Origin of the sequence: Mycobacterium sp. (assembly GCF_049608025.1) — a bacterium.
Taxonomy (GTDB): domain Bacteria; phylum Actinomycetota; class Actinomycetes; order Mycobacteriales; family Mycobacteriaceae; genus Mycobacterium.
Genome location: NZ_JBMYXC010000014.1, coordinates 34507 through 56310 on the forward strand (window position 1 = coordinate 34507; position 21804 = coordinate 56310).

Genomic DNA, 21804 nt, shown 5'->3' on the forward strand with positions numbered 1-21804 from the left:
AACAACTACAAAGCGTCATACTTGCACCTGTGACGAGCGCTGTAGGGACCTCGGGAACGGCTATCACGTCGCGGGTTCATTCGCTGAATCGACCGAACATGGTCAGTGTCGGCACCATCGTGTGGCTTTCCAGCGAGCTGATGTTCTTTGCCGGCCTGTTCGCGATGTACTTCACCGCGCGCTCTCAGGCCGGCGGTGACTGGCCACCCGCACCCACTGAGTTGAACCTCAGCCTCGCGGTGCCGGTGACGCTGGTGTTGATCGCGTCCTCGTTCACCTGCCAGATGGGCGTCTTCGCCGCCGAGCGCGGTGACGTCTTCGGACTCCGTCGCTGGTACACCCTGACCCTGGCCATGGGTACTTTCTTCGTCCTCGGTCAGGCCTACGAATACCTGCATCTCGTCCAGCACGGGACCACCATCCCCGGCAGCGCCTACGGCTCAGTCTTCTACCTCGCGACCGGCTTCCACGGTCTGCACGTCATCGGCGGTCTCATCGCGTTCGTGCTGCTGCTCTTACGCACCCGGATGAGCAAGTTCACCCCCGCACAGGCCACGGCGGCGATCGTCGTGTCGTACTACTGGCATTTCGTCGACATCGTGTGGATCGCCTTGTTCGCCGTCATCTACTTCGTTCGATGACTCCAAAGACGGCAGGCGCCTCTCAAAAAAGGCCGATGAGAAGGGGTTCGATGACCAGCAAGTCCCGACGTCGGCTGCGCCGGCGGCTGTCGGCTGCAGTACTTTTGATTACCGGGCTCACGGTCGCCGGGGGCTTGGCGGCCACTCTCACGCCGGCGCCCCAGGTGGCCGTCGCCGACGAGTCGGCCTCGGCCTTGCTGCGCCAGGGGCAACAGCTCTACGAGTTGTCCTGCGTCACCTGCCACGGTGTCAACCTGCAGGGCGTCGCCGATCGTGGGCCCAGCCTGATCGGGGTCGGCGAAGCTGCGGTGTACTTCCAGGTGTCGACCGGCCGGATGCCCGCGATGCGCGGCGAGGCGCAGGCGCCGCAGAAGCCGGCCCAGTTCGACGAGGTGCAGACCGATGCACTCGGCGCCTACATCCAGGCCAACGGTGGTGGGCCGGTGGTCCCCCGCGACGCCAACGGCCAGATCGCTCAGCAATCCCTGATCGGCGACAACGTAGCCCGCGGCGGTGACCTGTTCCGGCTGAATTGCGCCTCATGCCACAACTTCACCGGCAAAGGTGGTGCGCTGTCGTCAGGTAAGTACGCCCCCGATCTCGGTAACGCGACCGAGGCTCAGATTTACACGGCGATGCTGACGGGTCCCCAGAACATGCCGAAGTTCTCTGAACGGCAACTGTCGCCGGAAGAGAAGCGCGACATCGTGGCCTACGTGCGGGAAGCAGCCGCGACACCGACCCCCGGCGGCCTCGGGCTGGGCGGCTTCGGCCCCACCTCTGAAGGCATGGTGATCTGGATCATCGGAATGGTGGCGGCCATCGCAGCCGCCCTCTGGATCGGAGCACGGGCATGAGTGAGGATCGCAGTCAGCCCACCGATGCCGAGCTGGCCGAGATGTCGCAGGAAGAGCTGCTCGAACTCGGCGGCAAGCTCGACGGCGTCGAGATCGTCCACAGGCAAGATCGGTGGCCGGTTCCCGACACCAAGGCGGAGAAGCGCGCCGAGCGGACGGTGGCCTACTGGTTGCTGCTCGCCGGGTTTTCGGGTCTGGCGCTGCTGCTGATCTTCCTGTTTTGGCCCTGGGAGTACGTGCCGTACGGAGGCGAGGGTGAGTTCCTATACACACTCACGACTCCGCTGTACGGCCTCACGTTCGGATTGTCGATCCTGGCGATCGGCGTCGGCGCGGTGCTGTTTCAGAAGAAATTCATCCCCGAAGAAATCTCCATCCAGGAACGCCACGACGGCCCCTCCTCCGAACTGCAGCGCAAGACCGTCGCCGCCAACCTGGGCAACGCGCTGGACAGCTCGACTCTGAAGCGCCGCAAAATGATCGGCCTCAGTCTCGGTATCGGGTTCGGGGCGTTCGGCCTGGGCACGCTCGTGGCTTTCATGGGCGGTTTGATCAAGAATCCGTGGAAGCCCGTGGTACCTACGGCCGACGGCCTCAAGGCGGTGCTGTGGACCTCGGGGTGGACCCCGCGCTTCGCCGGCGAGACCATCTACCTGGCCCGGGCCACCGGTAGGTCAAGCGATTCACCGTTCGTCAAGATGCGCCCAGAGGATATCGATGCGGGCGGCATGGAGACGGTGTTCCCCTGGCGGGAGTCCGATGGCGACGGAACGACTGTCGAGTCCGAGCACCATCTGACCGAGATCGCCTATGGCGTCCGCAACCCCGTCATGCTCATCCGTATCAAACCCGGCGATATGTCGCGGGTGGTCAAGCGACAAGGCCAGGAGAGCTTCAACTTCGGCGAGCTTTTCGCCTACACCAAGGTGTGCTCGCACCTGGGCTGCCCGTCCTCGCTCTACGAGCAGCAGACCTACCGCATCCTGTGCCCCTGCCATCAATCGCAGTTCGACGCGTTGCATTTCGCGAAGCCCATTTTCGGTCCCGCGGCCCGCGCATTGGCTCAGCTGCCGATCACCATTGACCAGGATGGATACCTGGTTGCCAACGGCGACTTCATCGAACCTGTCGGACCGGCATTCTGGGAGCGAAAGTCATGAGCCCACGACCCACCATGGCCGAGATCGCCGCCAAGCAAGGTGAGGCGATCGATTCGCGGTACCACCCTTCAGCAGCGGTTCGCCGGCAGCTCAACAAGGTGTTCCCGACTCACTGGTCCTTCTTGCTGGGCGAGATCGCTCTGTACAGCTTCGTCGTGCTGCTCATCACCGGCGTTTGGCTGACGTTGTTCTACGATCCATCGATGGCTCACGTCATCTACGACGGGGTCTACCAGCCGTTGCGCGGTGTGCAGATGTCGCGTGCCTACGAGACAACCCTGGAAATCAGCTTTGAGGTCCGCGGCGGTTTGTTCGTACGCCAGATTCACCACTGGGCCGCGCTGCTGTTCGCCGCGTCGATCATGGTCCACCTCGCCCGCATCTTCTTCACCGGCGCGTTCCGTCGGCCCCGCGAAGCCAACTGGGTGATCGGCTCGCTGCTGCTGATCCTGGCGATGTTCGAGGGCTTCTTCGGCTACTCGCTCCCCGACGATCTGCTCTCGGGTACCGGCCTCCGCGCTGCGTTCTCGGGCATCACCTTGGGAATACCGCTCATCGGCACGTGGATGCACTGGGCGCTGTTCGGCGGCGACTTCCCGGGCGAAATCATCATTCCGCGACTGTATGCCCTGCATATCCTGGTGGTTCCGGGCATCATCCTGGCGCTCATCGGGGTGCACCTGGCACTGGTGTGGTTCCAGAAGCACACCCAGTTCCCCGGCCCGGGACGCACCGAGAAAAATGTCGTCGGTGTGCGGGTCATGCCGGTGTTCGCGGTGAAGTCCGGCGCGTTCTTCGCGGTCACCCTCGGCATCCTCGGCCTGATGGGCGGGCTTCTCCAGATCAATCCGATCTGGGCGCTCGGCCCGTACAAACCATCCCAGATTTCGGCGGGCAGCCAGCCCGACTTCTACATGATGTGGACCGACGGGCTGATACGTCTCTGGCCGGCCTGGGAGTTTTACCCGTTCGGTCACACCATTCCCCAGGGCAACTGGGTCGCGGCCGGAATGGGTTTGATCTTCACCCTGTTGATCGCCTACCCATTCTTGGAAAAGAAGTTCTCCAAGGACGACGCCCACCACAACCTGCTGCAGCGCCCGCGGGACGCTCCGACGCGCACCGCGGTAGGCGCCGCGGCGATCTCGTTCTACATTCTGCTGACCTTCGCCTGCATGAACGACATCATCGCGCTGAAATTCGACATCTCGCTCAACGCGACGACGTGGATCGGTCGCATCGGCATGGTCATGTTGCCGACCATCGTGTACCTCGTCGCCTACCGGTGGGCCGTCGGCCTGCAGCGCAGCGACCGCGCGGTGCTCGAGCACGGCATCGAGACCGGCATCATCAAGCGGCTCCCGCACGGCGCCTACGTCGAACTGCATCAACCGCTGGGTCCCGTGGACGAGCACGGCCACGCCATCCCGCTGGAATACCAGGGTGCGGCACTGCCGAAGCGGATGAACAAGCTGGGATCGAGCGGCTCGCCCGGTTCCGGCAGCTTCCTCTCTGCCGATCCGGTCGAGGAGAACGAGGCGCTCAATGCGGCCGCGCACGCCGCGGAACACCGGGCCCTCACGGCGTTGAAAGAGCACCAGGATTCCACCAGCGAGTCCAACGGCTCAAACGGCTCAAACGGTTCGTCCAACGGCCACCGATAAGGACAGCACCGGACGCATCCGATCGGTGTCAGCTCACCGGGGCCACCGCTGCGGCTACACTGCGGGTTCCTGTTGGGTCGCGCAGTGAATTCCGCCGCCGCCCTCGGCGACGGTATCGATCCTCATCTGCACAACTTCGCGGCCCGGGTGGAGTTCTGCGACGATCGACTTTGCATCGGCGTCGGCACGGCGGTCACCGAACCGCGGAACCAGCACGCCGCCGTTGACCACGTAGTAGTTCGCGTACGACCCAAGGAACGCCTCGCCACGGTCGGCGAGCGTTGCGGGGTCCGGCTCGGGTAGTTCGACGATTTCGAATTGGCGTCCACGGGCGTCGGTCGCCTGTTGCAGCACTGTGACGGCCTGTCGATACGCGCGTGTCCACACGTCGTCGGCCGGGGCCGGCCGGCTGATCAGCACGGTGCCCGGCTCGGCAAACCGGGCAAGGGAATCAACGTGGTAGTCGGTGATGTCCTGGCCCCGCACACCGTCGAACCAGATCACCTTGGACACCCCGGTCAGGTCTTTGAGCGCAGTTTCGATCGCCTCGCGGGACACGCCGGGATTGCGGTTCGGGTTGACCAACGAACTCTGGGTGGCCATCAGAGTGCCCTCCCCGTCGACTTCCAACGACCCGCCCTCCGCGGTGATCGGAGCGTCGATCCTGGTAACGCCGATGCGAGAAAGAAGTGACGCGGCGACCATCTCGTCTCGTGCGTGCTCTTGCTTGCCGCCCCAACCGTTGAAATGGAAATCGATGCCCGCCAGTCCGCTGGTCCCGATCACGAAAGTCGGTCCGCTGTCCCGCATCCACAGGTCGTCCGTGGCGATCGGGATCACCTCGACCCCAGATCCGCAAGCTCGTTGAGCCGCCCGCATTTCCGCAGGCGCGGCGAGTAGCACTACTGGCTCGAACTCGGCGACAGCGCGCGCAATGGCGGCGATGTCGCTCTGCACCGCGGGGCCGTCCTTGCCCTTCCAGACCGAGCCGAGCGGCGGCCAGGACATGAACGTGCGGGCATGCCGGGCCGACTCGGCAGGCATGCGCCACCGCCCGGCTGACTCAGCGGCAAACGAATCCGTGGCCGGCGAAAGCACGGCGTCCTCCTTGGTTGACGAGCAGGACAGCAGGCCCGCGCCGCCGAGTAAGACGCTCGCCCCCGCGCGGAACAGCCTCCGGCGCGGCAGCTCGCTCATCGTGACCCCAATCCGCTTGATCCGCAGCAGTTCTGCTGGTCCTGCTCATCGCGAACTCGGAGCAGACGCGCCCGAATCGGTCGTCAGCGATCGTCGATCAGGGTTCGCAGCTCACGCAGTGCATACCACGGGATGGCTGCCATCCCGAGCGTGATCGCACCGGCGATACCGTAGAAGACCCAGGCCACGGTGTTGTTGTCGACGGCGACCAGGTACGTCGATATTGCGGTCAACAGCGTCGCAACACCCGCCGCGCAGGCGAGTCCCGCAGCGCACCGCAGCCACAGCTGATCGATGGCCTGCGCGTTGGCCGTGGCCGGCTCATCAACGCCCGCAGCCCCTTGCGGCTCATCAGCGTCCGCCGCAGCCCCTTGCGACTCACTCGTCGGGCGGCCGCCGGACTCGGAGGCTGCACCTGGTGCCACCACCTGGAATTTCTCCGTCGGCGCGTCGGCTCCAGCGCCGCGCGCCGGGGCCTGCGGTGGTGTCGCCGCTGCCTGAGGCCGTGACTCGGGGTCGGGTTCCTCCAGTGCAGCGCGACGTGCACGAAGCAGCAGCGGCACCGCCGCCAGGATCACCGCGGCGGAGACCGCGATGACCGTATAGAGAATCCAGGGGGTGCCCGAATCGCTACTGGAGGCGGTGTGTCCCCGGGAAAGGTCGACAAGGGCCACCGTCGCGGCGACGCCAGCCCCCAGGGCTGCCAGCCAGACAGCCGCACAGCTGCCGAGCAGGATCCGGTCTATCCGATCCAGCGCGGCGAGGTCGAAGCTCAGGCTCGGTCGCGAGCGGTCTGCGGTATCAGTGAGGTATGTCATCAGCGTGTTATCTGCCTAGCAACTAGTCTGTGCGGCGTTGTTCGTGTTCGACGACAGTACTGCGCCGTCGCTCGTAGTGATGGAGCAGTTCAGTCGGCTCACCAAGAACAGGCTGGACGCCTGCACAGAACCGACCTCGGATTGCGAGATGGGCGTCACGGTCAGCGACCACGGGATATAGACGTTGCGCTGGGTACGGCTTCGGCCGGACGCATCGACGTAGGTCACAGAGATGATGTCGCCGGGCGCCTTGGTTCCGGTGACCGAGTAGGTCACCTGCCGTGGGCCCGCCCGTGTCGTCGGTGGCGGCGGCGGTGGCGGCGCCTCTTCGACGACCGGCGGCGGCGGCGCCTCCTCGACGACAGGTGGCGGCGGCGGCGGCTGGGTGACCGTTACCGTCTCGGGCGGAGGCGGGGGTGGCGGCTCCTCGGTCGTGGGCGGCGGCGGTGGAGGCGGCGGCCTCGTCGTGGTGAATTCGTCCTGGACCGGCGGAGGCGAACTGGTGCTGGTCTGAGGCGTCGCCAGGTTATCTGTGTCGGTGCGGGTCACCAGTACCGAGACCGAGACGACCAGAGCGACCGCTGCGACGATCGCGACGACGCCGACCACCCACGGCCAGCGCGGCGGGACCGGCGGCTCGCCGACATCGTTTTCGGGGTCGTAGCTGTCGTAGTCGTAGAGCGATGCGTCGGCGGGCAAATACGGGCTGCTGCCGATCTGCTCTGATTCGGGCGCGGAATAGGCCTGGGAGTAATGATCGGTGTCGCTCTGATCGGGTCGGGTGCTCCGGTCGGGTGAGGCGCCGACACCATCTCGCGTGGGTTCATTCGAGGAGGGGCCACCCGGCTCCTCACCTCCTCGGCGATCCGCTCCGCCAGAGTCCCGCCCGGGGGGATTCGGCCCGCTCATCTACGTCTATCCTTCTCGACTGCTTGTCTGACGGCGGTGGTGCCGCAAGAGGACCACGACGCCTGCGCAACAGTACCCAAAGGAGCCAACCGAACAGGACGCACAGCGCGGGTTGCGGGCGAACTCATCTCCTGATTGTGACCTTGTCCGCGACGCGGGCGCCAAGGGAGGGCACCGGCGGCTGCGCAGTGCTTCTCGGAATCAGTGCTTCTCGGCTCCTGTGTGGTACTCGAAAACCAGCCCGGCCACCGTGGCCAGCACGAAGCAGACGCCAGCGACGATCAGCCACGAAAGCCACAGCGCCACACCTACGGCTGTGATGGAGGCTGACAATGCGATGAACACCGGCCACCAGCTATGCGGGGGGTAAAAGCCCAGCTCACCGGCGCCATCGGCGATCTCGGCGTCCTCGTAATCCTCGGGTCGGGTGTCCAGGCGCCGTGCGACGAAGCGGAAGAACGTACCGATGATCATCGTCAGACCGGTGGTCAGCACAAGGGCTGTGGTGCCGGCCCATTCGATGCCACCCTGGGCGTACATCGCCGTCAGAACGCCGTACACGACGGAGGCCAGTGCGAAGAACGCGGTCAGAAACTCGAAGACCCTCGCTTCGATGTGCATGTGCTGTCCTACCTGCTCGCCTGTGGGACCTGCGGCGCCTGCTCTCCGCGGCGGGTGTCGAACGGTTCAGTGGTGATCGCCAGCGGTGGCTGGTTGATCGCCTGGAGCGCCTCCGCGTTCGTCTTCCCCGCGCTGCGCTGGTCGATGTACGCCTTGAAGTCGTTGGGCTCGACCACGCGCAGCTCGAAGTTCATCATCGAGTGATAGGTGCCGCACATCTCCGTGCACCGGCCGACGAAGGCGCCGGTCTGGTTGATCTCACTGACCTGGAAGACATTGTCGGAGTTGTTCTCCGCCGGGTTGGGCAGCACGTCGCGCTTGAAGAGAAACTCTGGCACCCAGAAACCATGGATCACGTCGGCCGCCGCCATTTCGAATTCGATCCGCTTACCGACCGGCAGCACCAGCACCGGGATTTCCGACGATGAGCCGAGCGTCTCGATCTTGTTGAAGTTCAGGTATGTGCGGTCCTCTGGGTTGAGACCGCGGATCGGCCCGACAATCTCCTCACCTTCGCTGTCGACACCCTCGGGCTTGGAGACCATCGTCTCCTTGCGCTCGTTGTCGTCGCCGTCGTAGGTGAAGCTGCCGTCGGCGAAGTCGATACTCTGATAGCCGAACTTCCAGTTCCACTGGAAGGCGGTGACGTCGATCACGACCTCTGGGTTGGGATCCTTGTACAGCATCTTCTCCTGCACCACGATCGTGAAGTAGAACAGCACCGAGATGATCACGAACGGCGCCACGGTGAGGCCCAACTCGAGCGGCATGTTGTAGCCGAACTGACGGGGCAGCTCTTTGTCGTCCTTCTTCTTGCGGTCGAAAACCACCGTCCAGAAGAGCAGGAAGTAGACCAGGGCGCCGACAACGAATGCCGCGATCACCGAGCCGATCCATAATTCACGGTTGAGTTGGGCCTCGGGAGTAATGCCTCTGGGCCAGCCCAGTCCGAGCGCCTCGGACCAGCTACATCCGCTGAGCAGGACCGCAGTCCCACCCAAGAGCACGGACAATGCCACCAACTTCAGGCCGCGAGCGGACACGTTGGCGCCTCCTTGAAGTCAACGGGCGGTCGTTCGACCGGCGGGCGGGCGGACGGCTGCACTGAATACTACGCAGCGTAGACCACCTTGTGGGTGCGGAGCGAAGCGACCGGAGAATGTGTCGGCCGCGGATCTCCGAGTCGGGCGCCGGGCCGGTCCGGGAACGTCGGTCCGATTAGGCATACTGGCGCGGTGTGCGGATTGCTGGCGCTGGTTACGAACCCCTCTCATGGAGGGCAGGAGCACAGGGCCATCGTCGACGCGGTCTCCGGCGCCACCGCCCTGATGCGCCACCGCGGCCCCGATGAGCCCGGGACCTGGAGTGACACCGTAGGGGCTGAAGGTTCGCCGGCCGAAGGCCAGGTCGTACTCGGCTTCAACCGCCTCGCGATCATCGACATCGCCCACAGTCACCAACCGCTGCGCTGGGGACCGGGCGATGCACCGGACCGCTACGTTCTCGTGTTCAACGGGGAGATCTACAACTACTTGGAATTACGTGAAGCGCTGCGGTCCGAATTCGGCGCGGTCTTCCACACCGACGGCGACGGCGAGACGATCCTGGCCGCCTACCACTATTGGGGCACCGAGGCGCTGCGGCGGCTACGCGGCATGTTCGCTTTCGCGTTGTGGGACAGCGTCGAGCAGGAATTGTTCTGCGCGCGGGATCCCTTCGGCATCAAACCGCTGTTCATGGCTACCGGGCCTGGTGGCACCGTGGTGGGCAGCGAGAAGAAGTGCCTTCTGGAGGTGGCCGATCTACTGGCCCTAGATCTGGCCATCGACGAACGCGCCGTCCAGCACTACACAGTGCTGCAGTACGTGCCAGAGCCAGAGACCCTGCACCGGGGTATCCGCAGGCTGGAGTCGGGCAGTTATGCGCGCTTGCGGCCCGGCGGGCAGCCGAAGGTGACCCGCTACTTCACGCCGCACTTCGATGCCGTGCCCTTCGCCGCGGGCTCCGCGCCGGGATCGTCACGACCCAACGAGCAGCGCCGCTATGACGAGATCACCGCGGTGCTCGAGGACTCGGTCGCCAAACACATGCGCGCCGACGTGACGGTTGGGGCGTTTCTCTCCGGCGGAATCGACTCGACGGCCATCGCGGCACTGGCGATGCGACACAACCCGAGGTTGATCACGTTTACCACTGGCTTCGAACGCGAAGGGTTCTCTGAGGTCGACGTCGCCGTCGCATCCGCCGAAGCCATCGGCGCCCGACATGTCACCAAGGTCGTCAGTCAGGCGGAGTTCGTCGCCGCGCTTCCCGAAATCGTCTGGTACCTGGATGAACCCGTCGCCGACCCCGCTCTGGTACCGCTGTTCTTCGTGGCCCGCGAGGCACGTAAACACGTCAAGGTCGTCTTGTCGGGGGAAGGCGCCGACGAATTGTTCGGCGGCTACACGATCTATCGGGAGCCTTTGTCGCTGAAACCGTTTGACTACCTGCCCCGTGGGCTTCGCAAGTCCGTTGCCAAGATGGCCGGGCCGCTGCCGGAGGGAATGCGGGGCAAAGGCTTGCTGCACCGCGGTTCGCTCACCCTGGAAGAGCGTTACTACGGCAATGCGAGGAGCTTCTCCGACGAACAACTGCGCGCGGTGTTGCCACGATTCCGCGACGACTGGATCCACACCGACGTCACCGCGCAGGTATACGCACAGTCGAAAGGCTGGGATCCCGTCGCTCGCATGCAGCACATCGACCTGTTCACCTGGTTGCGCGGCGATATCCTCGTCAAGGCCGACAAGATGACGATGGCCAATTCACTGGAATTGCGGGTCCCGTTCCTGGACCCCGAAGTGTTCGCGGTGGCTTCACGACTGCCCTACGACCAGAAGATCACCCGGGCCACCACGAAATATGCGTTGCGGCGGGCACTGGCGCCCATCGTGCCCGCGCATGTACTCAATCGACCCAAGCTGGGCTTCCCCGTGCCGATCCGGCACTGGCTGCGCGCCGGGGAGCTGTTGGACTGGTCGTACTCGATGATCGGCGCTTCCGCGGCCGGCGACCTGATCGACCTGGGCGCAGTTCGGTCGATGTTGGACGAACACCGAAGCGGAGCAACCGACCACAGCCGCCGACTCTGGACCATGCTGATCTTCATGCTATGGCATGCGATCTTCGTCGAGGGAAGTGTGACGCCCGAGATCAGCGAACCGAGCTACCCCGTACAACTCTGACGCGCGCTGAGGGCTCTGGTGAGTCGTTGGGAGTCGGCTATCTGTCGGCGCCAAGCGCCTCGGCAATCTCCCTGCCCGCCTCAGCGCCGTACGCGTCGCTCAGTCGCTGCACGGCAGAATCGCGGTCCCAGGCCCACTCCTGGGGGCCCGGCGCCTCCAGCACCAGGGTCGCCACCAGTGATGCCAGTTGCGCTGCCCGCTCCAGCGACAAACCAGCGTCGCGCCCGGTGAGGAACCCGGCGCGGAACGCGTCGCCGATACCGGTCGGATCCTCCTTGTGCGTCTCGGGCACCACGTCGACGTGGATGAACGTCCCATCGCGACCGACGAGGTCCACGCCATTCTCGCCCAGCGTGGTGATGCGCATCTCGATCTGCGTCATCACTTCGGCCTCCGACCACCCGGACTTCTGCAGCAACAAATCCCATTCGTAGTCGTTGGTGAACAGGTACGTGGCGCCATCGATCAGCCGGCGGATTTCCTCACCGGACAGCCGGGCCAACTGCTGGCTCGGGTCGGCGGCAAAGGCCAGGCCCAGTGACCGGCATTCCTCGGTATAGAGGAACATGGCTTCCGGGTCGTTCGCGCCAATAATCACGAGATCCGCTGCACCAGTGGCAGATACGACATCGGCCAACTTGATATCGCGGGCCTCCGACATTGCCCCCGGATAGAACGAGGCGATCTGGGCCATGTCCACGTCGGTGGTGCACACGAATCTGGCCGTGTAGGCCGACTTCGATACCAGCACGCTGTCGCAGTTCACGCCGTGCGAGGTGAGCCATTGCCGATATTCGTCGAAATCTCTGCCGACCGCCCCAACCAGCGTCGGACGGCCACCCAGCACACCCATGGCAAAGGCCATGTTTCCCGCGACGCCTCCGCGATGCACCACCAGGTCATCGACGAGAAAGCTCAGCGACACCTTCTGGAGGTGGTCAGCGAGGAGTTGCTCGGAGAACCGACCCGGAAACCGCATCAAATGGTCGGTTGCGATCGATCCGGTCACCGCGATGGCCACAGGAGTCCGCCCTTCATGTGTCGTCGATACCCGTCCTGGTTTCACCCTCCTGTGCTCGACGAATCGCACGGAGAACGCCGTTCACCCTACTGTCGGCCACTTCGCTGATCCCGTGTCGGCCCCCCGGATCGTCCCGCCGACCCGGCGGGCACCACCGTCAGTTGCGCTAACCTGCCTACAAGTACCCACGCGGCCAATCTGAATGCCAGAGAATCCGACCGACCTCCCTGGGAGCAACTTTATGACTGGTCCGTACCCGCCCCAATACGGCGCTGGACCGGTCGGCCCGCAACCACAACCGCAACCACAACCGGGGTATCCGGATTCCTTCGTCCAGTCCTATCCCTCGGCTCCCTCGGCGCAGCCCTACCCGGACGGCGGCATCAACGCGACATACCCGGGAATGCTTCCGCCGCCAGTTCCATATCCGCACCGCAATCGCCGCAGGTGGATCATCGCGGCAATCGTCGCGCTGGCCGTCGTCACGGTAGTCGGCGTGATCGCCGCGGTAGCGCTCACCGGCGGCCGGGACGAGCAGCGCTCCGACGCGTTGTTGACCGAGTCCTCGGCGCAAGTCGCCATTCAGAGCTATCTCGACGCGTTGTCCAACGGCGATGACGAGACCGTGGCCCGCAACACCCTCTGCGGACTGTTTGACGCCGCCAAGGAGCGCCGGGCCGATCTCGCGCTCGCCGATCTGTCCAGTGAGGCGTTCCGCAGGCAGTACAGCGTCGCCGAGGTGACCTCGATCGACAAGTTGGTTGCCTGGTCACCCACGCAGGCACAGGTGCTGTTCACCATGCGGGTAGAGCCAGGGCGCGGCGCCCGGGGGAACCAGCCGCAGGAGGAGGAAGAGCAGGCCATCGCCCAATTGCTGTCGATCGACGATGAGATTCTGGTGTGCTCTTACCTGCCGCGAACCACGGGTCGGTTCTGACCAGGCAGCGTCAGCGGGCCCAGGGCACTCAGTTGAAGGAGTCGCCACAGGCGCATGAGCCGCTGGCGTTCGGGTTGTCGATCGTGAAGCCCTGCTTCTCGATGGAGTCGACGAAATCGATGCTGGCGCCCTGTACATAGGGGGCGCTCATCCGATCCACCGTGAGCGCCACACCACCGAACTCCACGGTCAAGTCTCCATCGAGAGTGCGGTCGTCGAAGAACAGGTTGTATCGCAGCCCAGCACACCCGCCGGGCTGCACTGCCATCCGCAGCGCCAGATCATCACGGCCCTCTTGGTCCAGCAGTGCCTTGGCCTTGGCGGCCGCGGCATCGGTCAGGAGCACGCCGTGCGCCTCGGTAGCCTGGTCAGCCTGCGCTGCCGATTCTTCCTGAAGAGTCATGGAATCTCCTGTGTGGACGTATGTGGGTGGAAGCGCCCCTACCCATCGGTCGGATGGAACGGACTGCTGCAGATGAGCTCCACATGGACAACGGTACCCTGTTGCACCCGTATTCCCCATCGCTCACCAGGCCATCGCTCACCAGGCCGAGGCCACCGAGGATGCCAGACCGGTGAGCTGGTTGGCCGCATCCTCGATTGCGCGTTGCACCGACCCGGCGTGGTCGGTGAGGGAGAACGCCGCGGCGATACCGGCCGCCGCCACCGCGGATTCGTCCAAAGTCACCTGGCCTGCCAGTACCAACAGTGGAACCTGCTGCGAGCGCGCCCCGGCGGCCAGCGCGCTGACCACCTTGCCGTGCAGAGATTGATCGTCGAGGCGTCCTTCTCCGGTGATGATCATGTCTGCCGAGGCGACATCGGCGGGAAGTCCGGTGTGCTCGGCGATGATCGCCGCCCCGGATTCCCGGCGCCCGCCCAGTGCGATCAGGGCCGCGCCGATGCCTCCGGCGGCACCCGCCCCGCGGTCGTCGCTGACTCGGCGGCCGGCGAATAGCTGAAGTTCCTCGGCCCACGCCTGCAGGCGGCCCTCGAGGATCGCGACCGAGCCCGGGTCGGCGCCTTTTTGCGGCCCAAACACCGCCGCAGCACCCATCGGGCCCAGAAGCGGGTGCTCGACGTCGCTGGCAGCGATGAGCTCGACCCCGGCGAGCAGCTTCCGCGCGGCAGACAGACCGCCCATCGCCTCGACCATGCCCCGGCCGCCGTCCGTGCAGCTGCTGCCTCCGAGACCGACGACGATTCGGGCAGCGCCGGCTTCTCGGGCGGCGGCGATGATCTGACCGACTCCCCTGCTGTGCGCGTCGAGCGCGGTGCGCACCGTCGGCGGGCCGCCCAGGAGCGCGAGACCGCAAGCCTGCGCGCACTCGATGTAGGCGGTAACCGGTGGGTCCGGGACGAGCACCCACCGTGCCGCCACCTCGTCCGCCAACGGTCCGCTGACCTGCACGGTGTGCACTTCGCCAAGCCGACCCGCCAGCACCTCCACGAACCCGGGTCCCCCGTCGGACTGCGGGGCGAGAATGAGTCGGTCCAAGCTGCGCGAACTGCGCCAGCCCCGGGCGATCGACTGGGCTGCCTGCACGGCGGTGAGGCTGTCGCCGAAGCAGTCCGGAGCTATCAGCACGGTGCGGGCGGCGCCCCGGTCGGCGTCGGTGTCGCTGCCCGCCATCGCGGCAGACTTCATTCCCGCAGACTAGGGCCTCCGGCGCCGAACCGCATGCGGGGACGGGTTGGCCTCGCCGGTCCGCCGACAGGGCCGGCGAAGTAACCTGGCAGTGTGAAATTGCTGGGCCGCAAGAAAGACGATTCCGAGGGTTCACGGGATGACGGGGGTGCTGGGGACGAAGGGCACCAAATGCCCACCGACTCCGCCGATGGCACGCCTGCCCGCTCGTCCAACCAACGCGCGACCACGGCCCCCAAGGGCAAGCCGACGCCGAAGCGCAGTGCGGCGAGCCGCAAGCGCGGCCCGGTCGCGCCCGCCCCGTTGACTAGCGCAGAGGCACGGCGACGCCGCAAGGCACTGGGCGGCCCGAAGCTGTCCCGCGAGGAGAAGAAGGCGCAGCGCGCGGAGCGTCGCACGACCATGTCGGAGCGCCGGGAGCGGATGATGTCCGGTGAGGCCGCCTACCTGCTGCCCCGGGACCAGGGACCGGTGCGCCGCTATGTGCGCGACGTGGTGGATTCGCGGCGCAATCTGCTCGGCCTGTTCATGCCGTCGGCACTCGGCCTGGTCTTTGTCATGCTGGCGGTGCCCTCGGTACAGGTGCAGCAACTGTTATCACCGGCAATGCTCGTGCTGGTGTTGATCATGGTCATCGACGGCTTCGTGCTGGGGCGCAAGGTCAACCGGCTGGCGGACGAGAAGTTCGGAGAAGACAGCGAGTCCGGTTGGAAGCTTGGCTTCTACGCCGCCAGCCGTGCCTCGCAATTGCGCCGGATGCGCGCACCGCGGCCTCAGGTCGAACGCGGCACCCGCGTCGTGTGACGCCGTCAGTGACGCACTTTCCCGCGATTTCCCCGCCTGATGCGCCCGCCGCGGCCGCCGCCCGGGATCGGCAGGCTACGTTGACCAAGCCCCCCGGCGCGCTGGGCCGCCTTGAAGAACTCTCCGTCTGGGTGGCGGCATGTCAGGGCACCTGCCCCCCAAAGCAATTCGAGCGGGCACGGGTGGTGGTGTTCGCCGGGGATCACGGTGTGTCCGCCGTAGGTGTGTCCGCGTACCCCGCCGAAATCACGGCCGCGATGGTGGCGAACTTCGGCGCCGGTGGCGCTGCGGTCAACGTGCTCGCCGCCTTAGCGGGCGCCGGAGTCCGAGTCGTCGATATCGCAGTCGACACTGCCGAACCGCTGACCCCCTCGATCGGCTCCCACAAGATACGGCGCGCCAGCGGAAACATCGCCAACACCGACGCCTTGACGGCCGATGAGGTGATCGAAGCGGTCGATGCCGGGCGACAGGTCGCCGACGAGGAGGTGGACGCCGGGGCCGATCTGCTGATCGCCGGCGACATGGGGATCGCGAACACCACGCCCGCGACCGCGCTCATCGCTGCACTCACCGAAACTGAGCCGGTCGCCGCGGTCGGCAGAGGCACCGGAATCGATGACGCCGGTTGGGCGCGCAAGACCGCCGCGGTTCGCGACGCCCTGTACCGGGCACGCGGGCTCTCCGCCGATCCTATTGCGTTGCTGAGGATTTGCGGTGGTGCGGACCTGGCGGCAATCACCGGATTCTGCGCGCAGTCTGCGGTGCGGCGCACCCCCGTGCTGCTGGACGGCGTCGTGGTGACGGCCGCAGCGCTGGCGGCCGAACGACTTGCGCCCGGCGCGAAACAGTGGTGGCGTGCCGGGCACCGCTCGACCGAGCCCGCGCATTCGCTGGCGCTGCGCGACCTGGAATTGGATCCCATTGTCGACCTCGGCATGCGCCTGGGCGAAGGGACCGGAGCGTTGGTTGCGCTACCGGTCCTGCGCGCCGCTGTAGGCACTCTTGCATCGATGGCAACTTTCGAAGAAGCTGGTATCGATACATGATCCGTTCTGTCGCAGGCGCTTTCGCGCTAGCGACGGTTTTGCCCACCCCGGCAGCGGTCAAAACGAGCGTTGGCCGAGGCGTGTTGACCGCGCTTCCGGTCGCCGGAGTGGCGCTGGGCGCACTGACCGCCGCGGTGCTGTGGATCGGCACGCAGGCGTTCGGCGACGGCAGCGCACTGGCGGGGGTGCTGGCGGTGGCAGCGCTGATTGCGACCACCCGCGGCCTGCACATCGACGGCCTGTCGGACACTGCCGACGCGCTCGGTTGCTATGGCCCGCCGGAGCGGGCGTTGGCCGTGATGCGCGATGGCTCGGCGGGGCCGTTCGGTGCCGCCGCCGTGGTCGTGACGATCCTGCTGCAGGCCCTCGCCTTCGCGCACACCAACTGGCTGGCGGTGCTTGTCGCGGTTGCCGCCGGCCGGGTGGCCGCTGTGGCCGCGTGCCGCCGATCGGTTCCGGCGGCCGTCGGCAGCGTCTTGGGCGGGCGAGTCGCGGGCACCCAGCCCCTCTGGATAGTCGGCGCCTGGACGCTCGCGGTGACCGCCATGGCAATCCCCGCGTGTGCGCACCGCTGGCAGGGTCCACTGGTGGTGCTCATCGCGCTCACGTGCAGCGTCGCACTGGTTGCACACTGCGTGCGCAGATTCGGCGGCATCACCGGCGATGTGCTGGGCGCCGCGGTCGAGGTGACGACCACGGTCGCCGCGGTCGGGATGGCGATCGGCTAGAAACGGCTCAACTGAGCCGAGCCATCCACCCATGCGTGTCGGCAAAGGTGCCACGCTGGATGCCGGTGAGCGTGTCGCGCAGCGCCATGGTGATCTCGCCAGGCTCACCATCAGCGATGGTGAATTCGCCAGCCGAATCCCCGAGGCCGTGCTTGACGTGGGACACCGGGGTGATGACCGCCGCGGTACCACAGGCGAATACCTCGGTGATCTCACCTGCAGCAGCCTTCTTCTGCCATTCGTCGACATCGATCTTGCGTTCTTCGACCGTGAAGCCTGCATCAGAAGCCAACTGCAGCAACGAATCCCGGGTGATGCCCGGCAGGAGTGAGCCAGATAGCTCGGGCGTCACCAGACGGGCGGTGCCCCCGCTGCCGAACACGAAGAACAGGTTCATGCCGCCCATTTCCTCGACATATCTGCGTTCGATCGCGTCCAGCCACACCACCTGATCACAGCCTTGGCCGGCGGCCTCGGCCTGCGCCAGCAGCGAGGCGGCGTAGTTCCCGCCGAACTTGGCCGCTCCGGTACCGCCGGGGCTGGCCCGCACGTACTCAGTGGACAACCACACGCTGACAGGCTTGATGCCGCGGGGGAAGTAGGCACCCGCTGGTGACCCGATCACGAGGTAGCGATACTCGTTGGCCGGACGAACACCCAGGCCGGGCTCGGTGCCGAAGATGAACGGCCGCAGATACAACGATTCCTCGCCGCCGGGAGGTGGGACCCACGACTCGTCTACGGCGATCAATCTTCGCAGCGACTCGATGAACAACTCCGGCGGCAACTCTGGAATGGCCAGTCGCCGCGCCGACGTCCGCAGTCGAGCAGCGTTGGCTTCGGGCCGGAAAGACACAATGGCGCCGTCGGTCCAGCGATAAGCCTTCAATCCTTCGAAGACTTCCTGCGCGTAGTGCAGAACGATCGCCGACGGATCGAGTTCTATCGGGCCGTAGGGAAGGACTTTCGCGTCGTGCCACCCCTGATCGACGGTGTAGTCGATCGAGACCATGTGGTCGGTGTGGAACATGCCGAATCCTGGATTCGACAGGATCTCGGTCCGCACCTCGTCGCTCGCCGGATTCGCGTTGCGCTCGACGGTGAACTCGAGGCCTTCAGTCATGACCGAGATTGTATAGCCGCCAAGCCCGGTGATCATTGGCTGCCCGACAGCCTCCGACGTGGCTGCTCATCGAGTCCGCGGGTCGATGAACGGGGGCTTGACCACTTCGCAGCCGACCATGCGGCCGCGCACGTCGACGACTACCTGTTGCCCGTCGGCGACCTCGGCCGCACTGTCGAGCAGGGCCAGCGCGATACCGGCTTTCAGTGTCGGAGAGAACGTTCCCGATGTGGTGATCCCGATCGGTGTGGGATCGTCTTGGGCTCCCTCGCTGCCTTGAGCGCTGCCAAGAACGGTGAGACCCTCGCGCAAGACGCCGCGTCCGGTCGCCCGCAATCCGCGCAGCGTCCGCCGGGGTCCGGCTTCCTTCTCGGCGAGCAGCGCCGCGCGACCCCAGAACCTATCCTTGCGCCATCCGACCGCCCAGCCGCACCGCGCCTGCAGCGGTGAGATGTCCGGGGACAACTCGTGTCCGTGCAGCGGATAGCCCATCTCGGTGCGAAGGGTGTCACGCGCGCCGAGTCCGGCCGGTTCGCCGCCGGCCGCGGCGACCGCCTCGACCAGTGCGTCGAACAGCGGCACGGCCTGATCCCACAGTGGCAGCAACTCGTAGCCGTGCTCCCCGGTGTAGCCGGTACGGCATACCCGCACGTCAACGCCGCCGAACGCCGCGTCGGCGTAGGCCATGTAGTCCATCTCGGTGGGCAGACCCAGGCTTCCGACGACCTCGGCTGACTTCGGGCCCTGCACTGCCAGCACGGCGCGTGAGCGGTGCTCGTCGGTGATGGTCAGGCCTGCAGGCGCGCGCCCCTGCAGCGCAGCGACGACCGCGGCCGTGTTCGCCGCGTTGGGGACCAGGAAGATCTCGTCGTCGGAGACGTAGTAGGCGATCAGGTCGTCGATCACGCCGCCCGAGTCGGTGCAGCACAGCGTGTACTGCGCCTTTCCCGGACCGATGCGACCCAGGTCGTTGGTGAACGCGGAGTTCACGAACTCTGCCGCCCCCCGACCCTGCACCAGCGCCTTCCCGAGATGGCTCACGTCGAAAAGACCGACCGTCGTTCGGGTGGCGGTGTGCTCGGAGACCGTACCGGCATAGGACACCGGCATGAGCCAGCCGCCGAACTCGGCGAAGCTCGCACCGAGTTCGCGATGACGGTGCTCCAATGGGCCCTGCTTTGGGTTGTCACTCACGGCACACCACACTAGTGGCCCATTAGGGTGATTCCTCGTGAGCACACCAGCCGGTTACCAGTCCCCCGCCGTCACCGTCGCGAGCACGCTACCCAAGCGCAGGGTTGCCTCCTCGGTACTGATCGTGCCCGTTGTGGCGGCCGCCGACGACGTCGATAGCGCTGACGCCAGAGCCACCGTGGTCGCCAATCCGTATCTGGACGCCGAGGCCGTCGGGGAGATCGAGGTCGCCCTGGAGGCGCTCGACGCCAAGGGCGGCGCCGAGCAGTTGACCCGGGTGGTGGCGCCGTCGCTGCCGTTCGACAGCGTGCTGGCCGTGGGACTCGGCAAGCGTCGCGACGAATGGCCGGCCGAGATGATCCGCCGGGCTGCCGGTGCGGCCGCGCGCTCGCTGAGCGGGGTCGAGACCGCGTTCACCACGCTGTCGGATATCGACTTGGAGGCGGCCATCGAGGGGCTGATTCTGGGCGCCTACCGGTTCACCGAGTTTCGCAGCGCCAAAACTGCTCCGAAGGACCCGGGATTGCGCAAGATCACCGCGCTCACACCCGACACGAGGTCGCCAACCAAGGAGGCGGCGGCTCGGGCCGAGGCGATAGGAACTGCCGTCGCGACTGCTCGAGACTTCGTGAACACCCCGCCCAGCCACCTACATCCGGTCGAATTCGCCAAGCGCGCAAAAGCGTTGGGAGATAGCGCCGGATTGGAGGTCGAGGTGCTCGATGACAAGACCCTCGCCAAGCAGGGTTACGGCGGGATCATCGGCGTGGGCAAGGGGTCGTCCCGGCCGCCCCGACTCGTACGGCTGAAGTACAAGGGGGCCAAGAGCAAGAGCGCAAGGAAGGTGGCGCTGGTCGGCAAGGGAGTCACCTTCGACACCGGCGGCATCTCGATCAAGCCAGCCGCCAACATGCACCACATGACCTCGGACATGGGCGGTGCTGCCGCCGTCATCGCAACGGTGGTGCTGGCGGCCCGACGACGGCTGCCGATCGACGTGGTTGCGACCGTGCCGATGGCCGAGAACATGCCGTCGTCCACCGCGCAGCGGCCCGGCGATGTGTTGACTCAATACGGTGGAATCACCGTCGAGGTGCTCAACACCGACGCCGAGGGACGACTGATCCTGGCTGACGCGATTGTGCGGGCCTGCGAAGACGGCCCCGACTACTTGATCGAGACTTCGACCCTGACGGGCGCCCAGATGGTGGCGCTGGGTTCTCGCACCCCCGGCGTGATGGGCAGCGACGAGTTCCGCGACCGCGTCGCCGAGATCTCTCAGGGCATCGGCGAGAACGCCTGGGCGATGCCACTTCCCGAGGAGTTGAAGGACGACCTCAAGTCCACGGTGGCTGACCTGGCCAATGTGAGCGGTTCTCGCTTCGCGGGCATGCTGGTTGCCGGCACCTACCTGCGGGAGTTCGTCGCCGAAGGCGTCCAGTGGGCGCATATTGACGTCGCGACCCCCGCGTACAACTCGGGCGGGCCATGGGGCTACACGCCGAAAGGCGGCACCGGGGTACCGACGCGCACCATGTTCGCAGTACTGGAAGACATCAGCGAGAACGGCTAGCGCGTCCGATCTGGAGTTGCTCAGGCTCACCAATCCAGTGATGGGGGCCGGTTGGCAAGCTTTTGAACGATCCACTGGTTGAGCGACACGTGCTGCTCGGCAGCCTCGATCGTCAACCGCGCATGCAATTCCTGTGACGTGCGAACGAGGAAGGTCCCGCTGAAGTTGTGCTCGGTGAGCGGTGTTGGCGGCTCGCCGCCGAACAACTCGTCCATCTGCACAAGGTCTTCGCTCACTGCCTTCTCGGCGCAGGCCATAGCCTCAGGCGCGGTGGGCGCCGAGCCTGACACACGCGGTAACTCCAGGCAGCGGGCGACGTACTGCCCGCTTCTGGACGACCATTCGACACGATAGGTGTAGCGGATGGCCTCTGCTGGCCCCGGAGCTGGCACACCTCAACGCTAACTCGATCCGAGGCCCGCATGGATCACCAATCGCGCTCATAGCCTCGACATTCACATCCAGCACAGGCGACACCGGAGCAGGCCGGTGGTCAAACTCCGAAAGCGATATCGCATGCGATATCGCTTCCGCCGGAGCACCTGAGTCCGGGTGAGGGCAAGACCCCCGCCCCGCAAGACCAACGTTGCGGCCCGCAAGACCAACGTTGCGGCCCGCATGACAGCGCCGCGA

21 protein-coding genes are annotated in these 21804 nt (G+C 65.9%); 10 read left to right on the forward strand and 11 right to left on the reverse strand.

Features of this window, described 5'->3' with window-relative positions; genetic code table 11:
- Window positions 1–29: 29 nt before the first annotated feature.
- The 4 genes from ctaE to qcrB are packed head-to-tail and all read left to right on the forward strand — an operon-like array spanning window position 30 to window position 4322.
- Window positions 30–641, forward strand: a complete 612-nt coding sequence (gene ctaE, locus ACPGXI_RS07245) for an aa3-type cytochrome oxidase subunit III (protein WP_526651293.1) — start codon at window positions 30–32, stop codon at window positions 639–641.
- A gap of 35 nt (window positions 642–676) precedes the next feature.
- Entirely contained in the window at window positions 677–1498 is an 822-nt protein-coding gene (gene qcrC, locus ACPGXI_RS07250; protein WP_526651295.1) for a cytochrome bc1 complex diheme cytochrome c subunit, read from the forward strand.
- Window positions 1495–2658 carry a cytochrome bc1 complex Rieske iron-sulfur subunit gene (gene qcrA / locus ACPGXI_RS07255; RefSeq protein WP_526651297.1) on the forward strand — a complete coding sequence of 388 codons (1164 nt, stop codon included), beginning with the start codon at window positions 1495–1497 and terminating at the stop codon, window positions 2656–2658. Before qcrC ends, qcrA begins: the two co-directional genes overlap by 4 nt.
- Complete coding sequence (gene qcrB / locus ACPGXI_RS07260) at window positions 2655–4322, forward strand: cytochrome bc1 complex cytochrome b subunit (RefSeq protein ID WP_526651299.1); 1668 nt, start codon at window positions 2655–2657, stop codon at window positions 4320–4322. The genes qcrA and qcrB overlap by 4 nt, the downstream gene beginning before the upstream one ends.
- A 54-nt stretch (window positions 4323–4376) precedes the next feature.
- Here the strand turns inward: qcrB and ACPGXI_RS07265 are convergent, their stop codons facing one another.
- From ACPGXI_RS07265 to ctaC, 5 genes are all read right to left on the reverse strand, one after another.
- Window positions 4377–5519, reverse strand: coding sequence for an agmatine deiminase family protein (locus ACPGXI_RS07265; protein WP_526651301.1), 1143 nt, complete (start codon window positions 5517–5519; stop codon window positions 4377–4379).
- Window positions 5520–5602: 83 nt separating this feature from the next.
- A complete protein-coding gene (locus ACPGXI_RS07270) occupies window positions 5603–6337 on the reverse strand; it encodes a DUF2561 family protein (protein WP_526651303.1) in 735 nt (244 codons plus the stop codon).
- Window positions 6338–6352: 15 nt separating this feature from the next.
- Window positions 6353–7246, reverse strand: a complete 894-nt coding sequence (locus ACPGXI_RS07275; protein WP_526651305.1) for an MmpS family transport accessory protein — start codon at window positions 7244–7246, stop codon at window positions 6353–6355.
- A 201-nt stretch (window positions 7247–7447) separates the two neighbouring features.
- Window positions 7448–7867, reverse strand: a complete 420-nt coding sequence (ctaF, locus tag ACPGXI_RS07280; protein ID WP_526651307.1) for an aa3-type cytochrome oxidase subunit IV — start codon at window positions 7865–7867, stop codon at window positions 7448–7450.
- A gap of 8 nt (window positions 7868–7875) precedes the next feature.
- On the reverse strand, window positions 7876–8910 hold the full coding sequence (ctaC, locus tag ACPGXI_RS07285; protein ID WP_526651309.1) for an aa3-type cytochrome oxidase subunit II: 1035 nt from the start codon (window positions 8908–8910) through the stop codon (window positions 7876–7878).
- A 192-nt stretch (window positions 8911–9102) separates the two neighbouring features.
- On the opposite strand from ctaC, the gene asnB reads away from it, so the two are divergent.
- Entirely contained in the window at window positions 9103–11094 is a 1992-nt protein-coding gene (gene asnB / locus ACPGXI_RS07290; RefSeq protein ID WP_526651311.1) for an asparagine synthase (glutamine-hydrolyzing), read from the forward strand.
- A gap of 37 nt (window positions 11095–11131) precedes the next feature.
- Here the strand turns inward: asnB and ACPGXI_RS07295 are convergent, their stop codons facing one another.
- The gene (locus tag ACPGXI_RS07295) at window positions 11132–12115 is read right to left on the reverse strand and encodes a carbohydrate kinase family protein (protein ID WP_526651313.1); all 984 of its coding nucleotides are present in this window, start codon (window positions 12113–12115) and stop codon (window positions 11132–11134) included.
- A 241-nt stretch (window positions 12116–12356) separates the two neighbouring features.
- Between ACPGXI_RS07295 and ACPGXI_RS07300 the strand changes: the two genes are divergently transcribed.
- Window positions 12357–13052 carry an Rv0361 family membrane protein gene (locus ACPGXI_RS07300; protein WP_526651315.1) on the forward strand — a complete coding sequence of 232 codons (696 nt, stop codon included), beginning with the start codon at window positions 12357–12359 and terminating at the stop codon, window positions 13050–13052.
- 28 nt (window positions 13053–13080) lie between these two features.
- Here the strand turns inward: ACPGXI_RS07300 and ACPGXI_RS07305 are convergent, their stop codons facing one another.
- Together ACPGXI_RS07305 and ACPGXI_RS07310 are read right to left on the reverse strand one after the other, a co-directional pair.
- A complete protein-coding gene (locus ACPGXI_RS07305; protein WP_526651317.1) occupies window positions 13081–13455 on the reverse strand; it encodes a HesB/IscA family protein in 375 nt (124 codons plus the stop codon).
- A 138-nt stretch (window positions 13456–13593) separates the two neighbouring features.
- Window positions 13594–14700, reverse strand: coding sequence for a glycerate kinase (locus ACPGXI_RS07310; protein WP_526651319.1), 1107 nt, complete (start codon window positions 14698–14700; stop codon window positions 13594–13596).
- 93 nt (window positions 14701–14793) lie between these two features.
- Here ACPGXI_RS07310 and ACPGXI_RS07315 point away from each other — a divergent pair, with 93 nt between their 5' ends.
- From ACPGXI_RS07315 to ACPGXI_RS07325, 3 genes are read left to right on the forward strand one after another with little or no spacing between them, the layout of a single operon-like run.
- Window positions 14794–15504, forward strand: coding sequence for a DUF3043 domain-containing protein (locus ACPGXI_RS07315; RefSeq protein WP_526651321.1), 711 nt, complete (start codon window positions 14794–14796; stop codon window positions 15502–15504).
- Window positions 15505–15512: 8 nt separating this feature from the next.
- On the forward strand, window positions 15513–16553 hold the full coding sequence (gene cobT / locus ACPGXI_RS07320) for a nicotinate-nucleotide--dimethylbenzimidazole phosphoribosyltransferase (RefSeq protein WP_526651323.1): 1041 nt from the start codon (window positions 15513–15515) through the stop codon (window positions 16551–16553).
- Window positions 16550–17281 carry an adenosylcobinamide-GDP ribazoletransferase gene (locus ACPGXI_RS07325; RefSeq protein ID WP_526651325.1) on the forward strand — a complete coding sequence of 244 codons (732 nt, stop codon included), beginning with the start codon at window positions 16550–16552 and terminating at the stop codon, window positions 17279–17281. Before cobT ends, ACPGXI_RS07325 begins: the two co-directional genes overlap by 4 nt.
- Before the next feature lie 7 nt (window positions 17282–17288).
- Here ACPGXI_RS07325 and ACPGXI_RS07330 read toward each other — a convergent pair whose 3' ends face one another.
- Together ACPGXI_RS07330 and gcvT are read right to left on the reverse strand one after the other, a co-directional pair.
- Entirely contained in the window at window positions 17289–18404 is a 1116-nt protein-coding gene (locus ACPGXI_RS07330) for a branched-chain amino acid aminotransferase (RefSeq protein ID WP_526651327.1), read from the reverse strand.
- Between the two features lie 66 nt (window positions 18405–18470).
- A complete protein-coding gene (gene gcvT, locus ACPGXI_RS07335) occupies window positions 18471–19610 on the reverse strand; it encodes a glycine cleavage system aminomethyltransferase GcvT (protein ID WP_526651329.1) in 1140 nt (379 codons plus the stop codon).
- Between the two features lie 25 nt (window positions 19611–19635).
- Here gcvT and ACPGXI_RS07340 point away from each other — a divergent pair, with 25 nt between their 5' ends.
- Window positions 19636–21171, forward strand: a complete 1536-nt coding sequence (locus ACPGXI_RS07340; RefSeq protein WP_526651331.1) for a leucyl aminopeptidase — start codon at window positions 19636–19638, stop codon at window positions 21169–21171.
- A 26-nt stretch (window positions 21172–21197) separates the two neighbouring features.
- On the opposite strand, the gene ACPGXI_RS07345 is transcribed toward ACPGXI_RS07340, so the two are convergent.
- The gene (locus ACPGXI_RS07345) at window positions 21198–21563 is read right to left on the reverse strand and encodes a type II toxin-antitoxin system HicB family antitoxin (protein ID WP_526651333.1); all 366 of its coding nucleotides are present in this window, start codon (window positions 21561–21563) and stop codon (window positions 21198–21200) included.
- Window positions 21564–21804 lie beyond the last annotated feature (241 nt).